The organism is Kitasatospora sp. NPDC001683, from assembly GCF_053596495.1.
The window spans coordinates 1-20,356 of record NZ_JBSFGK010000077.1; the positions used below are offsets into that span (position 1 = coordinate 1).

The 20,356-nt window shown below is 74.5% G+C and carries 21 protein-coding genes; 12 read left to right on the top strand and 9 right to left on the bottom strand.

Translation table 11 applies throughout. From position 1 onward, the window contains the following. Nucleotides 1–170: 170 nt before the first annotated feature. The 3 genes from ACWCYO_RS30925 to ACWCYO_RS30935 all read left to right on the top strand — a co-directional run bounded on the left by ACWCYO_RS30925 (nt 171) and on the right by ACWCYO_RS30935 (nt 2,983). Nucleotides 171–1,487, top strand: a complete 1,317-nt coding sequence (locus ACWCYO_RS30925; protein WP_270139674.1) for a sensor histidine kinase — start codon at nt 171–173, stop codon at nt 1,485–1,487. Continuing rightward, nucleotides 1,484–2,167, top strand: coding sequence for a response regulator (locus ACWCYO_RS30930; protein ID WP_270139672.1), 684 nt, complete (start codon nt 1,484–1,486; stop codon nt 2,165–2,167). The genes ACWCYO_RS30925 and ACWCYO_RS30930 overlap by 4 nt, the downstream gene beginning before the upstream one ends. Nucleotides 2,168–2,347: 180 nt before the next feature. Continuing rightward, a complete protein-coding gene (locus ACWCYO_RS30935) occupies nt 2,348–2,983 on the top strand; it encodes a TetR-like C-terminal domain-containing protein (RefSeq protein ID WP_449786049.1) in 636 nt (211 codons plus the stop codon). Between the two features lie 3 nt (nt 2,984–2,986). Here ACWCYO_RS30935 and ACWCYO_RS30940 read toward each other — a convergent pair whose 3' ends face one another. From ACWCYO_RS30940 to ACWCYO_RS30950, 3 genes are all read right to left on the bottom strand, one after another. Then, nucleotides 2,987–4,351 (bottom strand): FAD-dependent oxidoreductase, encoded by a 1,365-nt coding sequence (locus tag ACWCYO_RS30940; RefSeq protein ID WP_449786050.1) that lies wholly within the window; start codon nt 4,349–4,351, stop codon nt 2,987–2,989. Nucleotides 4,352–4,542: 191 nt separating this feature from the next. Beyond that, entirely contained in the window at nt 4,543–5,313 is a 771-nt protein-coding gene (locus tag ACWCYO_RS30945; protein WP_270150730.1) for a slipin family protein, read from the bottom strand. Nucleotides 5,314–5,574: 261 nt separating this feature from the next. Further along, the gene (locus tag ACWCYO_RS30950; RefSeq protein WP_449786051.1) at nt 5,575–6,435 is read right to left on the bottom strand and encodes an NmrA family NAD(P)-binding protein; all 861 of its coding nucleotides are present in this window, start codon (nt 6,433–6,435) and stop codon (nt 5,575–5,577) included. A 239-nt stretch (nt 6,436–6,674) separates the two neighbouring features. Here ACWCYO_RS30950 and ACWCYO_RS30955 point away from each other — a divergent pair, with 239 nt between their 5' ends. Beyond that, nucleotides 6,675–7,331 carry a pyridoxamine 5'-phosphate oxidase family protein gene (locus ACWCYO_RS30955; RefSeq protein ID WP_449786052.1) on the top strand — a complete coding sequence of 219 codons (657 nt, stop codon included), beginning with the start codon at nt 6,675–6,677 and terminating at the stop codon, nt 7,329–7,331. Here the strand turns inward: ACWCYO_RS30955 and ACWCYO_RS30960 are convergent. Then, nucleotides 7,321–8,550 carry an MFS transporter gene (locus tag ACWCYO_RS30960; protein WP_449786053.1) on the bottom strand — a complete coding sequence of 410 codons (1,230 nt, stop codon included), beginning with the start codon at nt 8,548–8,550 and terminating at the stop codon, nt 7,321–7,323. The genes ACWCYO_RS30955 and ACWCYO_RS30960 overlap by 11 nt on opposite strands. A 55-nt stretch (nt 8,551–8,605) precedes the next feature. Here ACWCYO_RS30960 and ACWCYO_RS30965 point away from each other — a divergent pair, with 55 nt between their 5' ends. From ACWCYO_RS30965 to ACWCYO_RS30975, 3 genes are all read left to right on the top strand, one after another. After that, on the top strand, nt 8,606–9,589 hold the full coding sequence (locus ACWCYO_RS30965; RefSeq protein ID WP_449786054.1) for a MarR family transcriptional regulator: 984 nt from the start codon (nt 8,606–8,608) through the stop codon (nt 9,587–9,589). 21 nt (nt 9,590–9,610) lie between these two features. Continuing rightward, the gene (locus ACWCYO_RS30970; protein ID WP_449786055.1) at nt 9,611–10,243 is read left to right on the top strand and encodes an ATP-binding protein; all 633 of its coding nucleotides are present in this window, start codon (nt 9,611–9,613) and stop codon (nt 10,241–10,243) included. A gap of 119 nt (nt 10,244–10,362) precedes the next feature. Then, nucleotides 10,363–10,605, top strand: coding sequence for a FitA-like ribbon-helix-helix domain-containing protein (locus ACWCYO_RS30975; RefSeq protein WP_449786056.1), 243 nt, complete (start codon nt 10,363–10,365; stop codon nt 10,603–10,605). A 301-nt stretch (nt 10,606–10,906) separates the two neighbouring features. Here ACWCYO_RS30975 and ACWCYO_RS30980 read toward each other — a convergent pair whose 3' ends face one another. The 3 genes from ACWCYO_RS30980 to ACWCYO_RS30990 form a co-directional block, all read right to left on the bottom strand. After that, nucleotides 10,907–11,530 (bottom strand): DJ-1/PfpI family protein, encoded by a 624-nt coding sequence (locus tag ACWCYO_RS30980; RefSeq protein ID WP_449786057.1) that lies wholly within the window; start codon nt 11,528–11,530, stop codon nt 10,907–10,909. A gap of 11 nt (nt 11,531–11,541) precedes the next feature. Then, the gene (locus ACWCYO_RS30985; RefSeq protein WP_270139654.1) at nt 11,542–12,519 is read right to left on the bottom strand and encodes a GlxA family transcriptional regulator; all 978 of its coding nucleotides are present in this window, start codon (nt 12,517–12,519) and stop codon (nt 11,542–11,544) included. A 248-nt stretch (nt 12,520–12,767) separates the two neighbouring features. After that, entirely contained in the window at nt 12,768–13,754 is a 987-nt protein-coding gene (locus ACWCYO_RS30990; protein WP_449786058.1) for a phosphotransferase family protein, read from the bottom strand. 67 nt (nt 13,755–13,821) lie between these two features. On the opposite strand from ACWCYO_RS30990, the gene ACWCYO_RS30995 reads away from it, so the two are divergent. The 3 genes from ACWCYO_RS30995 (at nt 13,822) to ACWCYO_RS31005 (ending at nt 15,538) form a co-directional block, all read left to right on the top strand. After that, entirely contained in the window at nt 13,822–14,217 is a 396-nt protein-coding gene (locus ACWCYO_RS30995; protein ID WP_449786059.1) for a hypothetical protein, read from the top strand. 216 nt (nt 14,218–14,433) lie between these two features. Continuing rightward, nucleotides 14,434–15,213 (top strand): VOC family protein, encoded by a 780-nt coding sequence (locus ACWCYO_RS31000; RefSeq protein WP_270139650.1) that lies wholly within the window; start codon nt 14,434–14,436, stop codon nt 15,211–15,213. Between the two features lie 109 nt (nt 15,214–15,322). Further along, nucleotides 15,323–15,538, top strand: a complete 216-nt coding sequence (locus ACWCYO_RS31005) for a hypothetical protein (RefSeq protein WP_270139648.1) — start codon at nt 15,323–15,325, stop codon at nt 15,536–15,538. Nucleotides 15,539–15,558: 20 nt separating this feature from the next. Here ACWCYO_RS31005 and rox read toward each other — a convergent pair whose 3' ends face one another. Then, the gene (gene rox, locus ACWCYO_RS31010; RefSeq protein ID WP_270139646.1) at nt 15,559–16,989 is read right to left on the bottom strand and encodes a rifampin monooxygenase; all 1,431 of its coding nucleotides are present in this window, start codon (nt 16,987–16,989) and stop codon (nt 15,559–15,561) included. Between the two features lie 738 nt (nt 16,990–17,727). Between rox and ACWCYO_RS31015 the strand changes: the two genes are divergently transcribed. Continuing rightward, the gene (locus ACWCYO_RS31015) at nt 17,728–18,588 is read left to right on the top strand and encodes a hypothetical protein (RefSeq protein WP_449786060.1); all 861 of its coding nucleotides are present in this window, start codon (nt 17,728–17,730) and stop codon (nt 18,586–18,588) included. A 38-nt stretch (nt 18,589–18,626) separates the two neighbouring features. On the opposite strand, the gene ACWCYO_RS31020 is transcribed toward ACWCYO_RS31015, so the two are convergent. Then, nucleotides 18,627–19,280: a TetR/AcrR family transcriptional regulator gene (locus tag ACWCYO_RS31020; protein WP_449786061.1), complete on the bottom strand. Its 654-nt coding sequence runs from the start codon at nt 19,278–19,280 to the stop codon at nt 18,627–18,629. 108 nt (nt 19,281–19,388) lie between these two features. On the opposite strand from ACWCYO_RS31020, the gene ACWCYO_RS31025 reads away from it, so the two are divergent. Continuing rightward, nucleotides 19,389–20,351, top strand: a complete 963-nt coding sequence (locus ACWCYO_RS31025) for an alpha/beta hydrolase (protein WP_449786062.1) — start codon at nt 19,389–19,391, stop codon at nt 20,349–20,351. Nucleotides 20,352–20,356: the final 5 nt, after the last annotated feature.

Consider the following 20,356-nt stretch of genomic DNA (forward strand, 5'->3'; position numbering starts at 1 on the left):
TTTTACCCCACACCCCCCTCTTCCTTTCCGGCCGCTCCCCCCCCCGCCCCCCCCCCGCGCCCCCCGCCCCCTCCCCCCCGCGGGGCGCGCCGCGGGGGGGCCCCCCCCCCCCACCGCACTGCTTTCCACGCGGCACCGCACTGCTTTCACGACCGTCAGGAGACCCACCGGTGAGCGAGGACCAGACCACCTCCGCCGGCCCGTTCGCGGCCACCGACGCGCTGTCCGGGCACCCGCTGTTCGCCCGGCTGGCCCGGGTCGGCCAGCGGCTGCGCGAGGCGGACCGCGACCACCCCTGGGTGCTGGACACCGCCGTGGTGGCCATGGTCTTCCTGATGTTCTGCCTGCCCGACCTCTTCCCGGGCCACGGCGAGGGCGGCCCGCACGAGCACCGGCTCAACTTCGTCCGCCCGCCGCTGCCGGGCACCCTCGCCCTGCAGGCGGGGCTGGTGCTGCCGCTGCTGTGGCGCCGGCGGCGGCCCACCGGGGCCTTCGCGGCGATCATGGCGGTGTTCGTGCTGCAGTGGTCGCTGGGCGTGGCCCTGCGCGCCGACGTCGCCCTGCTGGTGGCGCTGTACAGCCTGGCCCTGCACGGCCGGCTGCGGCACCTGGCCTGGTCCTGCGTGGTGATGGTCGGTGCGATGGGCCTGGTCGCGGTGGAGGTCTCCGGCGGCGGGCTGCCGGTCGGGGACGCCCTGTTCTTCCTGGTCAGCGCCGCCACCGCAGGCGTCGCCCTCGGCATCGCGGTGCGCATCCGCCGGGCCCAGCTGGCCGGGCTGCGCGAGCGCGCCGCCCGGCTGGAGATCGAGCGCGACCAGCGCAGCCGGCTGGCCACCGCCACCGAACGCACCCGGGTGGCCCGGGAGATGCACGACATCATCGGCCACAACCTGTCCGTCATCGTCACCCTGGCCGACGGCGGCGCCTACGCGGCCCAGGCCTCCCCCGAACGCGGCCGGGAGGCGCTGCAGCTGATCGGCGAGGCCAGTCGCCAGGCGCTCGGCGAACTGCGCCGGATGCTCGGCGTGCTGCGCGACCAGGCCGACCAGGCCGCCGAGTTCAACCCGCAGCCCGGCATCGCCGACCTCGACGGGCTGTGCGCCCGGATCCGCGCCGCCGGACCCCAGATCGTGTACACCGTCGGCGGCGACCTGGACCAGCTGGACCGCGGCGTCCAGCTGATGGCCTACCGGATCGTCCAGGAGGCGCTCACCAACACCCTCAAGCACGCCGGCTCCGACACCCGGGCGCACGTGACCCTGACCGCCGACGCCACCCGGCTGCGGGTGCGGGTCCAGGACGGCGGCCCGCCCGACGGCGTCCGCCGACCGGTGCGGCCGGACGGCGAGGGGCACGGCCTGGCCGGGATGCGCGAACGCGCGGCCCTGTACGGCGGCACCGTCACGGCGGGCCCCGGCCCTGGGGCAGGATGGACCGTGGAGGCCGTACTGGACCTCACTCCCGACCCGACAGGCGGCCACCCGTGACCACCGTCCTCATCGTGGACGACCAGCCACTGCAGCGCTACGGCTTCCGGATGCTGCTCGAGAGCCAGCCCGACACCGAGGTGGTCGGCGAGGCCGCCCACGGTGCGGAGGCCGTCCGGCTGACCGCCGACCTGCGGCCGGACGTCGTCCTGATGGACATCCGGATGCCCGGCATGGACGGCATCGAGGCCACCCGCCGGATCGTCGCCACCGGCGGACGCTCGCGGATCCTGGTGCTCACCACCTTCGACCTGGACGAGTACGCGCACGCCGCGCTGCGCGCCGGGGCCAGCGGCTTCCTGCTCAAGGACGCCCGCCCAGAGGAACTGCTCGCCGGCATCCGCGCGGTCGCCGAGGGCGACGCCGTGGTGGCCCCCGCCATCACCCGGCGGCTGCTCGACGCCTACGCCCACCACCTGCCGGTCCGCCCGCCCGGCGCGACGCCCGTCGAGGACCCCCGGCTGGAGGCGCTGACCGAGCGCGAGCGGGAGATCCTGGTGGCCATCGCGCAGGGCTGGACCAACAGCGAGATCGCCCAGCGGCTGGTGCTGGCCGAATCGACGGTCAAGACCCATGTGAGCCGGGTGCTGGCGAAGATCGGCGCCCGGGACCGGGTGCAGGCGGTGATCTTCGCCTACGACCGCGGTCTGACCCGGCCGAACCCGCCGATCACGGGCTGATGCCCCGGGAGCCGGTTGACGGGGGCCTGCTGCGGCGAGCGGGTGGGGTGCGGCACGGATCGATGGCTGCCCGGGGTCTGCGTAGGCTGGGCGGCACGGGTGCTTGGGAGGGAACGGGTTCGTTCACTAACATTGGCGGTAAGGCCTGGTGAACAAGGAACCCCCGGAAGGTGTGCAGTCATGTCCGCGGAAGCCCGAACTGCCGAGGGCGGCACCGAGCGGGCGGCGGCGACGGCCGCCCCGGTCCGCCGGCGCGGGGAGGCCCTGGAGAGCGCCATCTACGGCGCGGCCCTCCAGCAGCTCACCACCGACGGCTACGCGCGGCTCACCATGGAGGGCGTGGCCGCCGCCGCGCAGACCGGCAAGGCCGCCCTCTACCGGCGCTGGTCCTCCAAGGAGGAGCTGGTCATGGACGCGCTGCGGGCCAGCCTGCCGCCGGCCGGACCGGCCCCCGACACCGGCAGCCTGCGCGGGGACCTCCTGGCGGTGGTGACCGGGCTGCGCACCGCGATGTTCAGCGAACTCGGCGCCGCCGTCCGCGCGATCATGAGCGAGATCGACCACCAGCGCGCCCACGCCTTCCTGGAACTGGTGCTGGAGCGGGTGGTCGAACCCACCACCGGGCTGATCGCCGAGGTGCTCGACCGGGGCGCCGCCCGGGGCGAGGTCCGTCCCGGGGCGGTCACCCCGATGGTCACCGACGTGGTGCCGGCGCTGATGCTGTACCGGATCAAGATGTGCGGCGGGGGCACCGTCGAACTCGACCCGGCGGCGATCGTCGACGAGGTGCTGCTGCCGATCGTCCGCCGTTCGTAGGATTCACGCCCCGCTGCGGCGGAGCATGTCCTCGCGCTCGACGACCTTGACCCGCTCGCGGTCCTGGGCCTGGCCCAGGGCACGCTCGTGGGCGTCCAGCCGCTTCCAGCCGTCCCAGGTGGTGTAGCGGACGCCGCGGGCGCGCAGGTGCTCCTCGACCGCCGCGGGGTCGGGCTCGGCGGCGCCGGGCAGCCGGCCGGTGGCGTGGTCGTCCAGCAGGCAGGCGACGGTTTCGTTGGCGTCGCCCTTGGTGTGGCCGATCAGGCCGACCGGGCCGCGCTTGATCCAGCCGGTGACGTAGACGGCGGGCAGGTGGGAGCCGTCGCCGTCCAGGACGCGGCCGGCCCGGTGCGGGACGGTGCCGGAGACCGGGTCGAACGGCAGCTTCGGCAGCTCGTCGGAGTAGTAGCCGACGGCCCGGTAGACCGCCTGGACGTCCCAGTCGGTGTGCCGGCCGGTGCCGCGCACGTTGCCGGTGCCGTCCAGCTCGGTGCGCTCGGTGCGCAGGCCGACCACCCGGCCGTCCTCGCCGAGGACCTCGACCGGGGACTCGAAGAAGTGCAGGTACACCCGGTGGGGTCGGTCGCCGACGTCGCGGATCGCCCAGTTCTCGATGGTGGCGGCGACCAGGTCGACGTGCTTGACGGCGCGGCGCTCGGCGATCGAGCCCTCGTCGTACTCGATGTCCTCCGGGTTGACGATCACCTCGATGGTGGGCGAGTGGTCCAGCTCGCGCAGCTCCATCGGGCTGAACTTGGCCTGGGCCGGGCCCCGGCGGCCGAAGACGTGCACCTCGACGGCGCGGTTGCGGCCCAGGCCCTCGTACACGTTCGGCGGGATCTCGGTGGGCAGCAGCTCGTCGGCGGTCTTGGCGAGGATCCGGGCCACGTCCAGGGCGACGTTGCCGACGCCGAGGACGGCGACCTTCTCGGCCTCCAGCGGCCAGGTACGGGGCACGTCCGGGTGGCCGTCGTACCAGGAGACGAAGTCGGCGGCGCCGTAGGAGCCGTCCAGGTCGATGCCCGGCAGGCCGAGCGGTCGGTCGGCCATCGCGCCGGTGGCGAAGACCACGGCGTCGTAGTAGCGGTGCAGGTCGTCCAGGGCGAGGTCGGACGGGTAGTCGACGTTGCCGAACAGGCGGACCTGGGGCTTGTCGAGCACCTGGTGCAGGGCGGTGACGATGCCCTTGATCCGCGGGTGGTCGGGGGCCACGCCGTAGCGGATCAGGCCGAACGGGGCGGGCATCCGTTCGAACAGGTCGATCGAGACGCCGGGCGCCTGTGCGGCATCGGATTTCAGCAGGGCGTCGGCGGCGTAGATGCCGGCGGGGCCGGCTCCGACGATGGCGACTCGGATCGGGCGGGTCATGCTGGCGGATCCTCCGGTCGGGCGCAGTGGGAGGTGATGGGTCCGGACCCTCGCAGCCAACCCGCGGTTCGTACGGAGGTGTAGTCGGTGCTGATCTATGAGGTCATAGAGCGGGCCTATGGCCGGCCCGGGAACCTTCCCAAGCCGGCCGAGTGGGCGTCAGCTGCGCCCGACGTCAGCTGCGCCCGACGTCAGTCGCCGTCGGCTTCGGCCGCCTGCGCCGGGACGGTGGGGGCCGCTGCGGCCGCTCCCTCGGTGAGCCGGGCCGTGGAGGCCTCGAAGAAGCGCAGCAGCTCCACCGGGAACGGCAGCACCAACGTCGAGTTCTTCTCCGCCGCGACCTCGACCACGGTCTGCAGCATGCGCAGCTGCATCGCCGCCGGGGTCTCGGCCATCTTGGTCGCCGCCTCGGCGAGCTTGGCGGCCGCCTGGAACTCGCCGTCCGCCGTGATGATCCGGGCCCGGCGCTCGCGGTCGGCCTCGGCCTGACGGGCCATCGAGCGCTTCATCGAGTCGGGCAGGCTGACGTCCTTGATCTCCACCCGGTCGATGTGCACGCCCCAGCCCGCCGCCGGGCTCTCCAGCATGACCTCCAGGCCCTCGTGCAGGTGCTCCCGCCCGGACAGCAGGTCGTCCAGCTCGCTCTTGCCGATGATCGAGCGGAGCGAGGTCTGGGCGACCTGCAGCATGGCGAAGCCGTAGTTCTGCACGTCCACGGTGGCCTTGATCGGCTCGACCACGCGGAAGTACAGCACCGCGTCCACGCTCACCGAGACGTTGTCCTTGGTGATGCCCTCCTGCGCGGGCACCGGCATCGTGACCACCTGGACGTTCACCTTGCGCATCCGGTCGAGCATCGGCACCAGCAGCGTCAGGCCCGGCTCGCGGACCTTCCCGCGCACCTTGCCGAGCCGGAACACCACGCCGCGCTCGTACTGCTGCACCACCCGCACGCCGGTCATCAGCCACAGCAGGACGACCACCACGACGACCACGAGTACCGCCACGCCTGTTCTACCTTCTCCCCGTCGCGGCGCAGCCGGGCCGGGTCCGGGATGGCCCTGTCGCCTGATGCTCGCCGCGCGCAGCACAGTATGCGCCCGGCCGGGCGGGACGGTAAGGCGTGCGCAGGGGGATCTTGACGCATCGTCGACGGCCCCGCGGGGGCGGGGGACCGGGGGCGCGCCGCTGGGGTCCCGCGGCGGCGCGCCCCCGGCGCCGGCTCAGCCGCGGAAGACCTCGGCGTGCTCGGCCGCGAACTCGGCGAAGGTGCGCGGCGGGCGGCCGGTCAGCTTCTCCACGTCCGAGCTGACCGCCGAGGCCTGCCCGGCCGCGTAAAGCCCGTACAGCTCGACCATGCCCTCGGCGCGCCACGGCTCCCAGCCCATGCCGAGCAGGCCGTTCAGGGCCACCTCGGGGGTGAGCGCGGTGTACGTGACCGGATGGCCGGCGACGGCCGCCAGCTGCTCGGCCAGGTCCCCGTGGGTGAGCGCCGCCGGGCCGGTCAGGGTGTAGACCGCGCCCTCGTGCCCCTCGGTCGCCAGCACCTCGACGGCGGCCGCCGCGACGTCCCGGGCGTCCACGTACGACACCGCGCCCTCGCCGCCCGGCACGGCCAGGCTGCCGGCCTTGACGGTCGGGGCCGTGCCGAGGAAGTTCTGGTAGAAGCCGTTCGGGCCGAGCACCGTCCACGGCAGGCCGGAGGCCTTCAGGTGGTCCAGGCCCGCGATGTGCGCGCCGACGAAGCGCACGCCCTCCGGCCGGTACTCGACCCCGGCGGCCGCGTGCAGCACGATCCGCGGGCCGCGGCCGGTGCGGACGGCGGCGTCGATCACGTTCTTCTCGTGCTGGGCCATCTCCGGGTGCACGGCGACCAGCAGGTAGATGGTGTCGGCGCCGGCGAGGGCGGCGTCCAGCGACGCCGGGTCGGCGAAGTCGGCGGCGACCCGCTCGACCGCCTCGTCCCACTCCGCCTGGCCCTCGGACCCGGCGCGCACCAGCGCCCGCACCGCCTGGCCGCGCTCGCGCAGCCCCACGACCACCTTGGAACCGACCGTACCGGTGGCACCCGTCACGACGATCACGGATCTGTCTCCTCGTCCCCGCTCACGACGCGGACCTGATTCCGCGTCAGGGGGATGATCGCAGGCGGGTGATGAGGGATCAAGGTCGGGTCGGGCGCAGGCCGTGAGGGGTGTGCCGACACGCACGGGGCCCTGCCGTTCCTCGACTTGGCGATCGCCGGACGCTTGGATGGATCGGGCCTGGTCACCGCCCGGATGCCGGTCCGGTGGCCCTTGGGGCGAGCCGAGGAGCCACCACCGTGAACCACACGTCCGATCCCGACCCCACCGCCGTGGCCCGCCGGGTCGCCGAACGGCGCGAGCGACTCGGTCTCAGCGAGGAGGACCTGGCCCGCCGGGCGGCGATGGCGCCGCGCTACCTGGGCCACCTGCTCGAAGCCGGGCCCGCCTTCGACCCCGGCGGCTTCGTCCGGATCGCCGCCGCGCTCGGCGCGACCCGGGACGAACTCCTGGAGGACGGCCCCGACGCCCCGCCCGGCCGCGGCGGGCCCGGCCCGCGACCGCGACTGCTCAACCTCACCGACGCCGAGTGCTGGGAGCTGGTCGGCTCGCACGGGATCGGCCGGATCGCCCTGCCGGTGCGGCCCGGCCCGGCCGTGTACCCCGTCAACTACGTGGTCGACCGCTCCTCCTTCGCCTACCGCACCGGCGACCGCGCCGGCACCGCCCCGGACGAGGGGGCGGAGGTGTCCCTGGAGGTCGACCGCATCGACGAGTTCCAGGGCCGCGGCTGGAGCGTGCTCGCCGTCGGCACGGCCCGGTACGTGGACGACCCGGAGGAGCGCCGCCGCCTCGACGGCCTGCCCGGCGCGGCCCCGTGGGCCGGCGGTGACCGGCCCCGCTGGGTGCGGATCCGCCCCACGGAGATCAGCGGCCGCCGGCTGGTCACCGGCTGAGGGTGGTGGCCCGTGCGGTGGTACGGGCGGCCAGCAGGTGGCGGGCCAGGGCGAGCGTGGCCAGGAGGGCGAGCAGTGTGCACACGCCCCACCAGCCGGCCAGCACCCAGATCCGGACGCCGAGCCAGGAGCCCGCGCTGCCGCCCAGGTAGGCGCAGGTCATGTACGCGGTCTTGAGACGGCCCAGGGCCTCCGGGCGGACGGCGTAGACCCGGGCCTGGCTGGCCACCATGCCGCACTGCATCGCCACGTCCAGCAGCAGTGTGCCGAGCACCAGCGCGGCCAGCCCGAGCGGGCCGCCCGCGGCACCCGGGAGCAGTACGGCGGCGGAGGCGAGCGCCCCGAGGAGGCAGACCAGGTTCACCGGGTCCGGACCGTGGCGGTCCACCAGGCGGCCCGCGTACGGGGTGCAGCACACGGTGGCCGCGCCGACCAGGGCGAGCAGGCCCACGGCCGGAGTGCCCAGCCGGTAGGCCGGGCCGGTCAGGAGCAGGGCCAGGGTGGTCCAGACGGCGGAGAACCCGGCGAAGACGGTCGCCTGGTAGAGGCTGGAGCGGCGCAGTTCGGGCTCGGTGCGCAGCAGCCGCAGCGGTTCGAGCAGCAGGGCCGGGTACGGCCGGCGGGAGGTGGGGATGGTCGTCGGGACGGCGACCGCCAGGACGGCGGCGAGGAGCAGGGCCGCGGTGGCGGCGACCAGGTAGGGGGCCCGCCAGCCCAGCCAGCTGCCGAGGGTGCCGCTGAAGGTGCGGGCCAGCAGCATGCCGGCGGTCGAGCCGCTCAACAGGACGCCGATCACCGCCCCTTGACGGTCCGGGGCGGTCAGTCCGGCCGCCAGCGGGCCGACCACCTGCGCGGCGACGGTGGTCAGGCCGACCGCCGCGCTCGCCGCGACCAGCACGGGCAGCGCCGGGGCGCAGCCGGCGGTGAGCAGGGCGAGCCCGGTGAGGCCCAGCAGGGCGACCAGGAGCGGCCGGTTGGGGAGCCGGTCGCCGAGCGGCACCAGCAGGACGATCCCGGCGGTGTAGCCGAGTTGGGTGGCGGTCACCACGGTGGCGGCCGCGTCCGGCGGCATGTGCAGGCCGGTGGCGATCAGCGGGACGAGGGCCTGTGGGAAGTAGAGGTTGCCGACCGCCACGGCGCAGGTGACGGCGAGCAGGGGGGTGATTCCGGGGGTCGGCGGGTGCCGTCGGGGCGTCGGGTGCGGGCTGCTGGAGGTCATGCGGGAAGTGCACGGCAGCGCCCGGTCCCGGCCAAGGAATGTAGCCTGGGGCTTAATGATCAGCTTCGAGCTCGACGTCGAGGACCTCGCCGACACCCGCTTCGCGCTCTCCCCGCTGCACGAGGTCGTGCTCAGCCTGCGGGTGCTCCAGGATCCGGGGCTGTCCGCGCTGCACCTGCCCTGGCGGCGCTCGGTGCTCGGCCGGCTCGGCGGGCTGGACACCGGACTGCTGATGTCCCTGGTGGCGCGCAGACGCACCCTGCCCGACTTCCTCACCCCGGCGGCCGGCGGCTTCGCGCTGGCCTTCGAGGAGGAACTCGCCGTGGTCCGGCGGGCGTCGGCGGCCGAGGTGCGGCACGACCTGCGGCTCGCCCACGCGCCCGACGCCCTGCCGGAGGCGCTGGGCGACGCGCTCGCCGAGGAGGACGCGGCGGTCCTCGGGCTGCGCGACGCGATCTGCGAACTGCTGCGCCGCTACTGGGCGGTGGCGATCGAGCCGCTGTGGCCGCGGATGCGGCTGGTGCTGGAGGCGGACATGACCTACCGCGCCCGCCAACTCGCCATCGGCGGCGCTCGGTTGCTGTTCGCCGACATGCACCCCGACCTGCGCTGGGAGGACGGTGTGCTGCACGTCGACCGGATGATCAGCCACCACCGGGTCGCCGCCTCCGGCCGGGGGCTGCTGCTCCTGCCGTCCGTGTTCGCCCACAAGCCCGCACCCCCGGTCAGCCCTGACGTGCCGCCCCGCCTGGTCTACCCCAGCCGCGGCGTGGCGACCCTCTGGGACGCCCCGCCCACCCTCGACCCGACCGCCCTCACCACCCTGCTCGGCGCTCCGCGCGCCCGCCTGCTCGTGCTGCTGGAGGAGCCGCTGCCCACCGTCGAGCTGGCCCGGCGGCTGCGCGTCACCCCGAGCGCCGTCTCCCAGCAGCTGCGGGTGCTGCACGCCACCGGCCTGGTCGTCCGGGCCCGGGACGGGCGGCAAGTCCTGTACCGCCGCAGTGGATTGGGGGACCAGCTGGTGGCGGGCGGCGGGTGAGCGCTGGGGCATACTCGACGGATGGACGGAACCGCCAGGGCTGCCTGGACCAACACCACCCACGACTGGGCCGCCACCGTGGACGCCGAGCACCTCGCCCGGATCCGCGCGGACGCCGAGGGGTTCGCGCCGGGCGGGGTGGAGCACCTCGTGCTGGAGGTGCTCGCCTATGCCGGCGACGAGGCGGCCGCGCGCGGCGCGGGCCGATGCGTCGTCACCCTGCACGCCGACGGCTCGGTGTCGGTCCGGGACGACGGTCGGGGCACCGACACCCGGGTCGACGAGCGCGGCGAGGTGGTCAAGAAGCCGGTCATGGCGACCAAGGACCTGCGCTTCTTCGACCACCCCGAGGCGGAGCGCCTCCCGGACGGGCACCCGCGCCGGGGCGTGTCCGTCGTCGCGGCGCTCAGCAGCCGGCTGCTGCACACCAATCGGCGGCTCAACGGGGCCTGGACCCAGCGCTACGAGCACGGCCTCCCGGTCACCGGCCTCGAGCCGGTCGAGCCCGACGGCACCACCGGTACCTGCGTGACCTTCCGGCCGGACGCCTCGTTGGTCCCGCAGAGCCCGGTGGACCCGGACCGGCTGGCCGGGTGGGCGGCGCACTGGCCCGCCCTGGAGGTCCGCGTCGAGTCCTCGCAGCGGGAGGGCTGACACGGGACGGCGCGTAGTGCGGCAGTGAGGAGCGCACGCGGACGGGCTTGACGCCGGGTGCGGTGGTGCCGGCGACGGTCGCCTTGTAGCGGGCGCTACCGGCCGCTACGCTCGCCGCCATGAAGCAGCTGAACGTCCGCCTGGACGACGCCCTGCACGAGGCGCTGGAGCAGCGCGCGCAGGCCGCCGGGATGAGCCTGCCGGACTACGCGCGCAAGGTGCTGGCGGAGGAGGCGGACGAGCGGCGCGAGCGGTTCCTGACCGCCGCCGCCCACTTCGCCCAGGCCTGGGGGCCCGCGTTCGAGGCGGATTTCGGCCCGTACCCGGCCGGCACCCGGGGCCGCACGGCGGACGCGGCGTGATCCTGCGGATCGACCGGGCCTGGCTGCTCGACCTCGCCCACCGGTTCCCGCCCGACATCCGGGAGCCGGCGACCGCCATCCGCACCTGGCACCGCTGACGACGGGCGAACTCCTCGGCGCGCCACGGCCCTTCCGGCCGATGGGGGAGCCGTGTCCGCCATCCGGCCCTCCCCGCTGGCCCGCCGCCTGGCCGGTGGAGAAACCGCGGGAGCAACAGCCGCGCCTGTTGGTCCAGCGGCCAGGCGGCGGAATCTCGTCCGGACCGCGGACGGCCGTTGATCCGTTGGACCCGCGCCCGGCGCTACGGGCGGTTCGCCAGGTAGGCCTTCGCCTCGTCGGAGGCCTTGGCGTACGAGCCCGAGTCGAAGGGCGGCTGGGGGTCGTACTCGATGGCGAGCTGGAAGGCCTCCGCGGCGACCCGACCCGCGATCAGCTCGGCCAGCCGCAGGGCCATGTCGATGCCCGAGGACACCCCGGCGGCCGTGATGATGCCGCCGGGCTGCTCCACGATCCGCCGGGCCGTGTACCGGGCGCCGTACGACTCCAGGAGGTCGACGGCGCTCCAGTGGGTGGTGGCCGTCAGCCCGTCGAGCAGGCCGGCCGCGCCGAGCAGCAGGGAACCGGTGCACACGGAGGTGGTCCAGGTGGTCGTCGCGTGCAGGCGGCGGATCCAGTCGAGCAGCGGCTCGTCGGTGACGCCGCGCCGGGCGCCCGGGCCGCCGGGGACCAGCAGGACGTCGGCCGCCGTGACGTCCCGGAAGGAGGCCGTGGCGAGGAGGCCGAGCGCGCCCGCGCCGTCCCGGTGGGTGCCGGGAGCGGCGGCGGCGAAGACGACCTCGGCCTCCGGCAGCATGCGGAGGACCTCGTACGGGCCGACGGCGTCGAGGGCGGTGACGCCGTCGAAGAGCGGGATGACGATGCGCACGGGCAGGCCTTTCAGGCGAGGGAGGGATGGGCCGAGAAGCGCTTGCGGTACTCGCCGGGAGTGACTTGCAGCGTGCGTCGGAAGCTGCGGTGCAGCGTCTCGACGGTGCCGAAGCCGCAGGAGCGGGCCACCGCGTCGAGCGTCGCCGGGGTGGTCTCCAGCAGGCGCTTGGCGGCCTCGATCCGGACGCTCTCGACGTAGGCGGCGGGGGTGCGGCCGGTCTCCGCGCGGAAGACCCGGGTGAAGTTCCGTTCGCTCATGGCGGCGCGGGTGGCCAGGGTCGGGACGCCGAGGTCGGCTTCGGGGTGGTCGGCGATCCAGTCGAGGAGGTCCCGCAGCGGCGCCCGGTCCGGCCGTTGGGCGGCCAGCTGGGCACTGAACTGGGCCTGGCCGCCCGGGCGTTGGACGAACATCACCAGCCGGCGGGCGATCGTGCGGGAGACCTCCGGACCGTGGTCGGCCTCGGTCATGGCGAGTGCGAGGTCCATGCCCGCGGTGATCCCGGCCGAGGTCCACAGGTCGCCGTCGCGCACGAAGATCGGGTCGGGATCGACGGTGACCCGCGGGTGGCGCTCGACCAGCTGGGCGCAGCGCGACCAGTGGGTGACGGCGCGCCGCCCGTCGAGGAGCCCGGCGGCGCCCAGCAGGAAGGCGCCGCTGCAGACCGAGGCGGTGCGGCGGGCGCGCCGGGCGGTGCGGGCGAACCAGTCGACGAACCGACGGTCCTCGCAGGCCCGCAGGACGCCGTTGCCGCCGACGGCGATCAGGGTGTCCACCGGGGCGTCGGCCCGCTCGAACTCCTCGATCGTCAGGGCCGGCGAGACGGCGAGACCGCTGCTGGCGGGCACCGGGCCGGGCGTGGCGGCCACGGTCTCGATCGCGACGCCCCCGGTCAGGTACCCAGCCTGGGTGAAGACCTCGTGCGGTCCGGTCAGGTCGAGGAGCTGGAAGTCCGGGAAGACGGCGAAGACGATGCGCGGGCTGCTCACCCCTCCAGCGTGGCCGCGCGTCCCGATGGCGGCAAGGACACGGAGGTGACGATTTCCGCCATGTCCCGGGGCCGGGTGGATCAGGGTGCCCAGGGCAGCCGGAGGGCCTCCAGCTCGGGGTCGGCCAGCAGGGTCTCGGCATCCGGCCGTGATCGCAGACGGCGGGGCCCGCTCAGACGGTGAGGAGCTGGGTGCGGGCGAGGGCGGCGTAGAGGTCGTCCCCGGGCAGCGCCCCGCCGGACCGTTGTTCAACCAACCAGGTCCAGCGCCCGGTTCAGGTTGAACTCGGCGATGCCCGCCATCGCCACCCGGTCGGGGAAGTCCCCGTCCAGCAGCCGCAGCGGCCCCGCCGTCAGCGAGAGCCGCTGCGCCAGCAGGTAGAGGGCGAGCCGGTCCTCGTCCAACCCGGCCGGCTCCAACGGCCGGTAGGCGTCGTGCAGCCGGATCCGCAGGAACACGTGCTCCCACTCGACGTCGAAGTACATCGAGCCCTCGAGGTCGATCACCACGGGCCGCCCTGCCGCGTCCACCAGGACGTGGTCGGGCCCCAGCTCGCCGTGCACGACGGCGTACTCCGCCCGCGGCCGCACCGCTGCCGCCAGGGACCGCAGCCGCTCCGCCAGCCGCTCCCGGGCGGCCGCCACCCGGGGATCGCGCGCCGCCGCCTCGGCCAGGTCCCGCAGGGCACGGTCCAGGACGGCCCCCTCGCAGGACGTCCCGTGCGAGGCGCCGCCCGCGTCGATCACGGCCACCTTGCCGTACCCGGGCGCCCGGTGGCCGCGCATCGCCTCCAGCGCCTCCCCGAGCCGCGCCAGCACCGGGGCGGCGGCCCGCGGATCGCGCGCGAGCAGGGCCTCCAGGCTGTCGCCGGGAACGTCCTCGACGACCGCCAGGTCGGCCGGACCGTACCCACCGGCACGGTCGACCAGCCGGATCGCGGGGACGCGGACGCCCAGCCCGGCCAGCCGTGCGTGCGCCGCCTCGAACAGGTCGAGTCCGAGGCCGGGGGAGAACGGGTCGGCGAGGTCGTCGTCGCCCTCGGCGGCAGGCCAGTAGTTCTCGGTGTCGGCCCAGCGGTAGGCGATCGCCGTCGTCCCGTCGTCCATCACCAGCCGGTACACGCCCTTCTTGCTGCCGCCCGCCATCCGCTCCACGGCGGCCAGCCGCCGCCCGCCGCCCAGAGCGGCCCGCGCCGCACCCGCCAACTGCGCCTGCGCCACTGCCTCGACCGCCACCTGCGCGAACCGCCTCTCCGTGTCCGTGATCCGCGTACCCTACCGGTGGCGTGAGAGCCTTAAGGCGATGAATCCCGGGAACAACGAGGTGGCGGTCGGCGAACGGCTGCACCGGCGCGGCTGGCGCAAGGCGTTCACCGTCGAGGAGCGGGTGGGCAGTTGGGCCCGGCTGGTCGGCGAGGTCGAGCGCGGCTACCAGGACGACGTCGCGGAGTACGCCAACGACCTGTACTGCCGGAACTGGCTGCACGAGGCGTGGCTGCTGCTCGACGACCGGACCGTACTGCTCTGGACCGCCCGGATCGAGGCCCTCGACCGGAGGTTCCGCGCCGCGACCGTCGACGACGACGGCGTCGCCCTCGACCGGTTCCACCGGATCCCGCCGCCGGAGCTGTGGTGGTGGCGACGGCACCCGCGCGTGCTGGTCGGAGAGCTCGGCCGCGCGCTGCGCTCATCGGGCTGAGGAACGCAGGGCCCGTCGCAGCTGGTCGAGGGGCGGCCGGCCGGGGCCTGGAGGACTGACGAACAGTGAGGTCCGGATCAATCCCGCGCGCCGTGGTACCGGATCGAGGTCGCGTGGCCGTCCGAGCCCCGGCCGTGGGGGCGGCGTGTCGGGTGGCGGATGCCGGGGTGGGACGGGAGGGTGACTGGCGGGGGACCTCCCGAGGAAAGAGCGAGCATGCCCGTAATCACCACCCCGTACCTGACCGGCACCCCGTGCTGGGTCGATCTGATGGCGCAGGACCAGCAGGCCGCGCTGGACTTCTACCGTGATCTGTTCGGCTGGCAGGGGCAGGTCGGCCCGGCCGAGTTCGGCGGGTACGCCGTCTGTCGGCTCAACGGTCAGGCGGCGGCCGGCATCGGTTCGGCGACGGCTCCCGAGGGCATGCCGGAGCCGCCCACCGTGTGGACCAGCTACCTGGCCACCACCGACGCCCAGGCCACCCAGGACGCGATCGTGGCGGCCGGCGGCACCCTGCTGGCGCCGGTGATGGACGTCGGCAGCCTCGGTCGGATGCTGGTCGCCGCCGACCCGCAGGGTTCGGTGTTCGGCGTCTGGCAGGCGGTGGACTTCTCCGGCGCCGGGGTGGTCAACGAGCCGGGCGCGCTGACCTGGAACGAGCTCCACACCGACGACATCGGGGGCGCCACCGCCTTCTACGGCGAGGCGTTCGGCATCGACTTCGTGCCGGTGGAGGGCGACATCCAGTACTGGGAGCTGAAGGTCGGAGGCCGTCCGGTCGGGGGCGCCACGCTGCTCGAGAACGACCCGCCGGGCACCCCCGCGCACTGGCTGAGCTACTTCGCGGTCGACGACGTGGACTCCGCCACGGACACGGTGGTCAAGCACGGCGGCAGCGTCCTCGCCCGGCCCTTCGACATGGCGGCCGGGCGGATGGCGGTGGTCGCGGACCCGCAGGACGCCCCGTTCGCGATGATCAAGCTCGGCCCGAGGTAGTGACACCGCAGCCGCGCTCACCGAACGTCGAGCCCGCCCGGACGCCCCGGGCGGGCTCGTGGCTCGGACAGGACCTCGGACAGGACCACGGAAAGGACGGAGCGGAGCCGTGACCGGACGCCACCGACGCACCCCGGAGCCGGAGTTCCCGGCCGACGCCGACCACCGGCTCCGGGCCATCGCCGAGCAGCGGCCGGTGGTCGAGGAGGGCGTCGTCCTGTTCCCGGGCTCGGACCGCCCGTACCTGTACCGGACCGTGTACGAGCCGGACGGTACGGCCAAGCGCTCCCTGCTCAGGATCGACCCGGGCCCGCGGGCTGACTGATCCGCCCACCTCCGCCCCGCTCAGGCGCCGGCAGCGCCGAACCACCTGGCCAGCGCCTCGTCCAGGGTCTGCTGGTCGGCGCCGACCCAGGCCACGTACCCGTCGGGGCGCAGCAGTACGGCGGGGGCGTCCAACTCCTCGGCGGGGTCGACGACATGGTCGAGCCGGTCCGCCCAGCCCGCCACCGAGAGGCCGCCGCCGGTCGCGTCGAGCAGCAGCGCCCGGCCGCCGCGCATCCGCTCGTACAGGCGGCCCTGCTTCAGCCGGACGTCCCGCAGGCGGCGGCCGAGCAGCCGGTGGCCCTCGCCGAGGTCGTAGCGGACGCCGACCCCGAAGACCATCTCGGTGATGTACCGGTTCACCTCCTCGAAGTCCATCAGGGTGGAGAGCAGCTCGCGCAGCGCGACCGCGCCGGGCTCGCCGCCCAGCAGGGTCATCTGGGCCCGGGTGTTGGCCAGCACCCGGGCGCCGACCGGGTGGCGCTCGGTGTGGTAGCTGTCCAGCAGGCCGGCGGGGGCGCGGCCGTGAACAGCGGCCGCGAGCTTCCAGCCGAGGTTGTAGGCGTCCTGGATGCCGAGGTTGAGGCCCTGGCCGCCGGTGGGCGGGTGGATGTGCGCGGCGTCGCCGGCCAGGAAGGCCCGGCCGACCCGGTACTGCTCGGCCTGCCGGGTGGCGTCGCCGAAGCGGGAGAGCCAGCGGGGCGAGTGCGCGCCGAAGTCGGTGCCGGCGGTGGCGCGCAGCTGCTGCCGGAACTCCTCCAGGGTGGGCGGCTCGACGCGGTCCTCGGCCACGTCCGCGGCGGGCACGACCATGCGGTAGGCGCCCTCGCCCCGGGGGACGGCGCCGAAGCGCAGCTCGGTGCGACGGACCTCGGTGACCACCGCCTCGATCGTCGCCGGATCCTCGGCCAGCGACAGCTCGCCGAGCAGGGTGTCGACCCGGGAGGGCTCGCCGGGGAAGGCGATGCCGAGCTGCCGGCGCACCGTGCTGCGGCCGCCGTCGCAGCCGACCAGGTAGCGCGAGCGCAGCCGGGTGCCGTCCGCCAGCTCGACCGTCACCCCGCCGTCGTCCTGGCTGAGCCCGGCCACCTCCCGGCCGCGCCGGATCTCGGCGCCCAGTTCCAGCGCGTACGCGTGGAGCAGCCGCTCGGTGACCGGCTGCTCGACGGTGAGGCCGTACGGGTGGGCGGTGTCCATGGTCTGCGGCCAGGGCTTGTGGATGTGCCCGAAGAAGCCGCCGACCTGGAACCTCCCGCTCACCGCGAGGAACCGGTCCAGCAGTCCGCGCTGGTCCATCATCTCCACGCTGCGCACGTGCAGACCCTGGCCGCGGGACTCCCCGGTCGGCTCGGTCAGCCGCTCCAGCACGACCACCCGCACGTCCTGGAGCCGCAGTTCGATCGCCAGCATGAGGCCGGTCGGGCCGCCGCCGACCACGATCACGTCGATCATCAGAAGATCCCCCAGGGAGTTCGAAGGAGGCCGGCAATTCAGGACACCGGCGCATGAAAGGTGTGAACCGCGTATTTCGCCAGGTTCCGGCCGCGGGCGACGATTCTGCGCCAGGAGGGGGGCCTTGCGGCAAGGCCCCCCGTGGGCGCTACCTTGATAGTGGCGAGGAGTCCCCGATCTCCTCGCCTTTGCTGTCGGCGACGCACGCGGTGCACCTCGGCAGTGCCCCGGTGGGCACCGCCGTCCGAGCGCCAGGGGCCTGCGGGGCAGCCGCGCGGTCGCCATGGTCACCGCAGGCCCGCCGATCACCACGCCGAGCGCGTAGGCGGCCACCGCCTGCCCCGCAGTGCTTTGCGGCACCTGAAGATCCGCGCCGACCTCGGGGAGCATGCCCGCGACCAGGTATTCCGACGTACCGGACATTGCGCCGGCGTCCGTGCTGGAGCTGGACGGCCGGGTCGGGGAGGCCGTCGAGCTGCTCCGGTCGTCCCCGGCGTTGGGGGCGACCAGGGAGCTCGCCCACCTGCTGGTGCGGCAGGGGCGGGTGGAGGAGGCGGTGGGCTGTCACCGACGGTGGCCGCCGAGCGGGAGGCGGAGGCCCTGTGGTGGGCGCGGCGGCGCTGAAGGGGGGCGTCCGCACCGCCTGCAGTCGAGCCCTCGGCCACCCCGCCGGGGTGTTGACGGTGTGAGAGGGTGAGCGGAAATGATCACGAGGTGTGGGGCGAGGGGAATGCGGAAGTGATCGAAGTGGCGCGCCACGGGGCGTTCAGCGTGAACTGTGTCGGGCTGGAGCGGCAGCCGTTCCCGCTGAGCTTCGGCGTCCGGGAGGTCGACGGCTGGTGGCTGGTCAGCGCGGCCGCCGCCCAGGCCCGGGAGTTGGTCGACGTGCTCACGCGGGCCGCGAACGAGACGGTCGTGGTCGCGGGAGTGGAGACGTACAGCTTCCTGGACGCCGACGACCAACTGTGGTCGCCGGCGCGGATCGCGGCCGAGCAGGGGGTCGAGTGCGCCGTCCACCGGGTCGGGGTGTCGACCACCGGTGCGAACGGGATCGGCGAGGAGTTCCTGGTGATGCACCGGGACGACCTGCCGCGCTTCCTCGAGGACTGGTACCCGCAGAACCTGGTGCTGGCCGGCGTGCCGGAGGGGACCGGCCCGGAGCAACTGGACGAGCTGGCCGTGGCCCTGGACACGGGTGACTTCGACGTGCCGGTCCTGCCGTACGTCGACGGGGCGCGGTTCTGGTACTCCGGGCACGACGACTGCTACCTGGCGGTGGAGACGAACGATCCGGCGCTGCCCCCGGCGCTGCTCGGTCGGCTGCTGGCGCTGCTGGCCGGATCCACCCTGGTGGGGGACGGCGAGGACGTGACGATCGGGATTCCGGAGCCCGGCGAGGCGCTGACGCGGCGGTTGCTGGGCGCGAGCCCGAACTGGGCCGGAGCCCTCGGTACCGCCTCGGAGGGCGTGCTGACCGTCGAGTTGTGGGCGCTGACGGAGAGTTGGCGACTGGGGCAGGAACTGCCGGGGCGGGCCGGGTACGCGGCGACGCTCGACCTGGCGGCCGGTGAATGGCGGCTCGCCGTGACGGGGGCGTAGCCGGGTCGTGCGCGGCGGCGCCGCCCCGGGGCGGGGTATCAGGGGATCGCGGCCTCGATCCCGGCGAGGTGGGCGGCGAGGATCTCCTCGAAGGCGGCGCGGCGATCGGCCCCGAGGGGGCGGATCTCGCGGGCGAAGTGGGCGAGCGCGGGGAAGTGCTCCGGGTCGGCGCCGAGGACGGCGACCCGGAACTGCTCCATGCCCTGTTCGTACTCGTCGGGGGTGAGGGTGCCGATGCCGCCGTCGGATGCGATCAGCGAGGCGAGGAGGACCACGGTCCGGTGGTAGCGGAGCGGAACCGCCTCATCCGGCAGGCCCGAGGCCCGCAGCGCCTGTAGCACCTCCTCCATGACCAGCCTGGAGCCGGCGCCGCCGGACGCGTAGCGCCCCCAGATCGCGGCGAGTTGGGGGTGCCGGCCGAACGCCGCGCGCAGGCGCAGGGCGGTGGCGGTGAGGCGCTGCTTCCAGTCGCCCTCCGGGCGGTAGCCCTCCATCGCGGCCACGAGGATCCGGTCGGCGACCGCGCGCAGCAGCTCCGTCTTGTTGCGGAAGTGCCGGTAGAGGCTGGAGGAGTCGGTTCCGAGCGCAGCGGCGAGCTTGCGCACGCTGAACGACTCGGCGTCGCTCGTGCGCAGCAGCTCCGCCGCCGTGTCCAGGATCTCCTCGGTCGACCAACGCCTTCGGCCTGCCATCTCGCCCCTCTCGTCCGCGGTCAGTCTAGTCCATGCGCTTGCCGTTGCACGCGGTGCGTGCATACTTGGGTGCACAGGCGGGTCGAGAGGCCCGGAACAGGGGGAAACATGAGCGAGAGCACTGCGGTGCAGCGGCCGCCGGAGCCGGACTTCTCGGCGATGACGACCGAGGAACTGATCGCCTACCGCGACGCGGAGAACGGCTGGCGGGCCTCCGGTGCGGCGCGGGCGATCCTCGGGGAGCCGGACCCCGGCGCCGCGATCGAATGGCAACAGGTGACGCTGCCGGGCCGCGACCTCCCGGTCCGGGTGTACCGGCCGGCGTCCACGGGCGACGGCGGGCCCGACACCCCGACCGACCTGCCGCTCGTGATCCACGTCCACGGAGGCGGCTTCGTGGGCACGGCGGTGCAGTGCGACTGGGTGGCCAGCCGCATCGCCGCGCGGCTGCCCGCGCTCGTCGTCTCGGTCGAACACCGTCTCGTCGCCCCGGACAGCCCGATCGCGAACGCCGTCGACGACGGCTGGGACGTCCTCCGGCACGTACTGCGGCACGCCCCGCGGTGGGGCGTCGACCCGGCCCGCACGGCCGTCTTCGGGGAGAGCTGCGGCGCGCTGATCTGTGCCCTGACGGCCATCCGGGCCCGGGAGGCCGGCCTGCGGCTCAGGGCGCAGGTGCTGGTCAACCCGGCGGTCGACCTGACCGGGACGGCGCTCGACCACCCCTCGATCGCCGAGTACGCCTACAGCCCGACCCGCGCCCTGCCGCAACTGCGGTTCCTCCAGCGGCTCGCCGTCCCGCCGGGCGCTGACGCCCGGGCGGTCTCGCCGCTGTACGCGGACGACCTGGGTGGGCTCGCCCCCTCGCTGGTCGTGGTACCGACCCGGGACGCGCTCGCCGATCACGGCCGCCGCTACGCCGAGCGACTGCGGACGGCCGGGACGCCCGTGCGGCTCACCGAGTACCCGGGAGCGCGGCACGCGTTCCTCAGCCTGCCGGGCGTGGAGCCCCAGGCCGAGGCCGCCCGGGCGGAGATCCTCGAGTTCCTCCGCACGGCCCTGGCCGGGTGACGGAA

Excerpts from the sequence above, each read along its gene's own strand:
- ACWCYO_RS30965 (WP_449786054.1), top strand. The coding sequence starts at position 8,606 with ATGATCAGCTTCGAGCTCGACGTCGAGGACCTCGCCGACACCCGCTTC.
- ACWCYO_RS30975 (WP_449786056.1), top strand. The coding sequence starts at position 10,363 with ATGAAGCAGCTGAACGTCCGCCTGGACGACGCCCTGCACGAGGCGCTG.
- ACWCYO_RS30935 (WP_449786049.1), top strand. The coding sequence starts at position 2,348 with ATGTCCGCGGAAGCCCGAACTGCCGAGGGCGGCACCGAGCGGGCGGCG.
- ACWCYO_RS30995 (WP_449786059.1), top strand. The coding sequence starts at position 13,822 with ATGAATCCCGGGAACAACGAGGTGGCGGTCGGCGAACGGCTGCACCGG.
- ACWCYO_RS30960 (WP_449786053.1), bottom strand. The coding sequence starts at position 8,550 with ATGACCTCCAGCAGCCCGCACCCGACGCCCCGACGGCACCCGCCGACC.
- ACWCYO_RS31025 (WP_449786062.1), top strand. The coding sequence starts at position 19,389 with ATGAGCGAGAGCACTGCGGTGCAGCGGCCGCCGGAGCCGGACTTCTCG.
- ACWCYO_RS30945 (WP_270150730.1), bottom strand. The coding sequence starts at position 5,313 with ATGACCGGCGTGCGGGTGGTGCAGCAGTACGAGCGCGGCGTGGTGTTC.
- rox (WP_270139646.1), bottom strand. The coding sequence starts at position 16,989 with ATGATCGACGTGATCGTGGTCGGCGGCGGCCCGACCGGCCTCATGCTG.
- ACWCYO_RS30940 (WP_449786050.1), bottom strand. The coding sequence starts at position 4,351 with ATGACCCGCCCGATCCGAGTCGCCATCGTCGGAGCCGGCCCCGCCGGC.
- ACWCYO_RS31000 (WP_270139650.1), top strand. The coding sequence starts at position 14,434 with ATGCCCGTAATCACCACCCCGTACCTGACCGGCACCCCGTGCTGGGTC.
- ACWCYO_RS30970 (WP_449786055.1), top strand. The coding sequence starts at position 9,611 with ATGGACGGAACCGCCAGGGCTGCCTGGACCAACACCACCCACGACTGG.
- ACWCYO_RS31020 (WP_449786061.1), bottom strand. The coding sequence starts at position 19,280 with ATGGCAGGCCGAAGGCGTTGGTCGACCGAGGAGATCCTGGACACGGCG.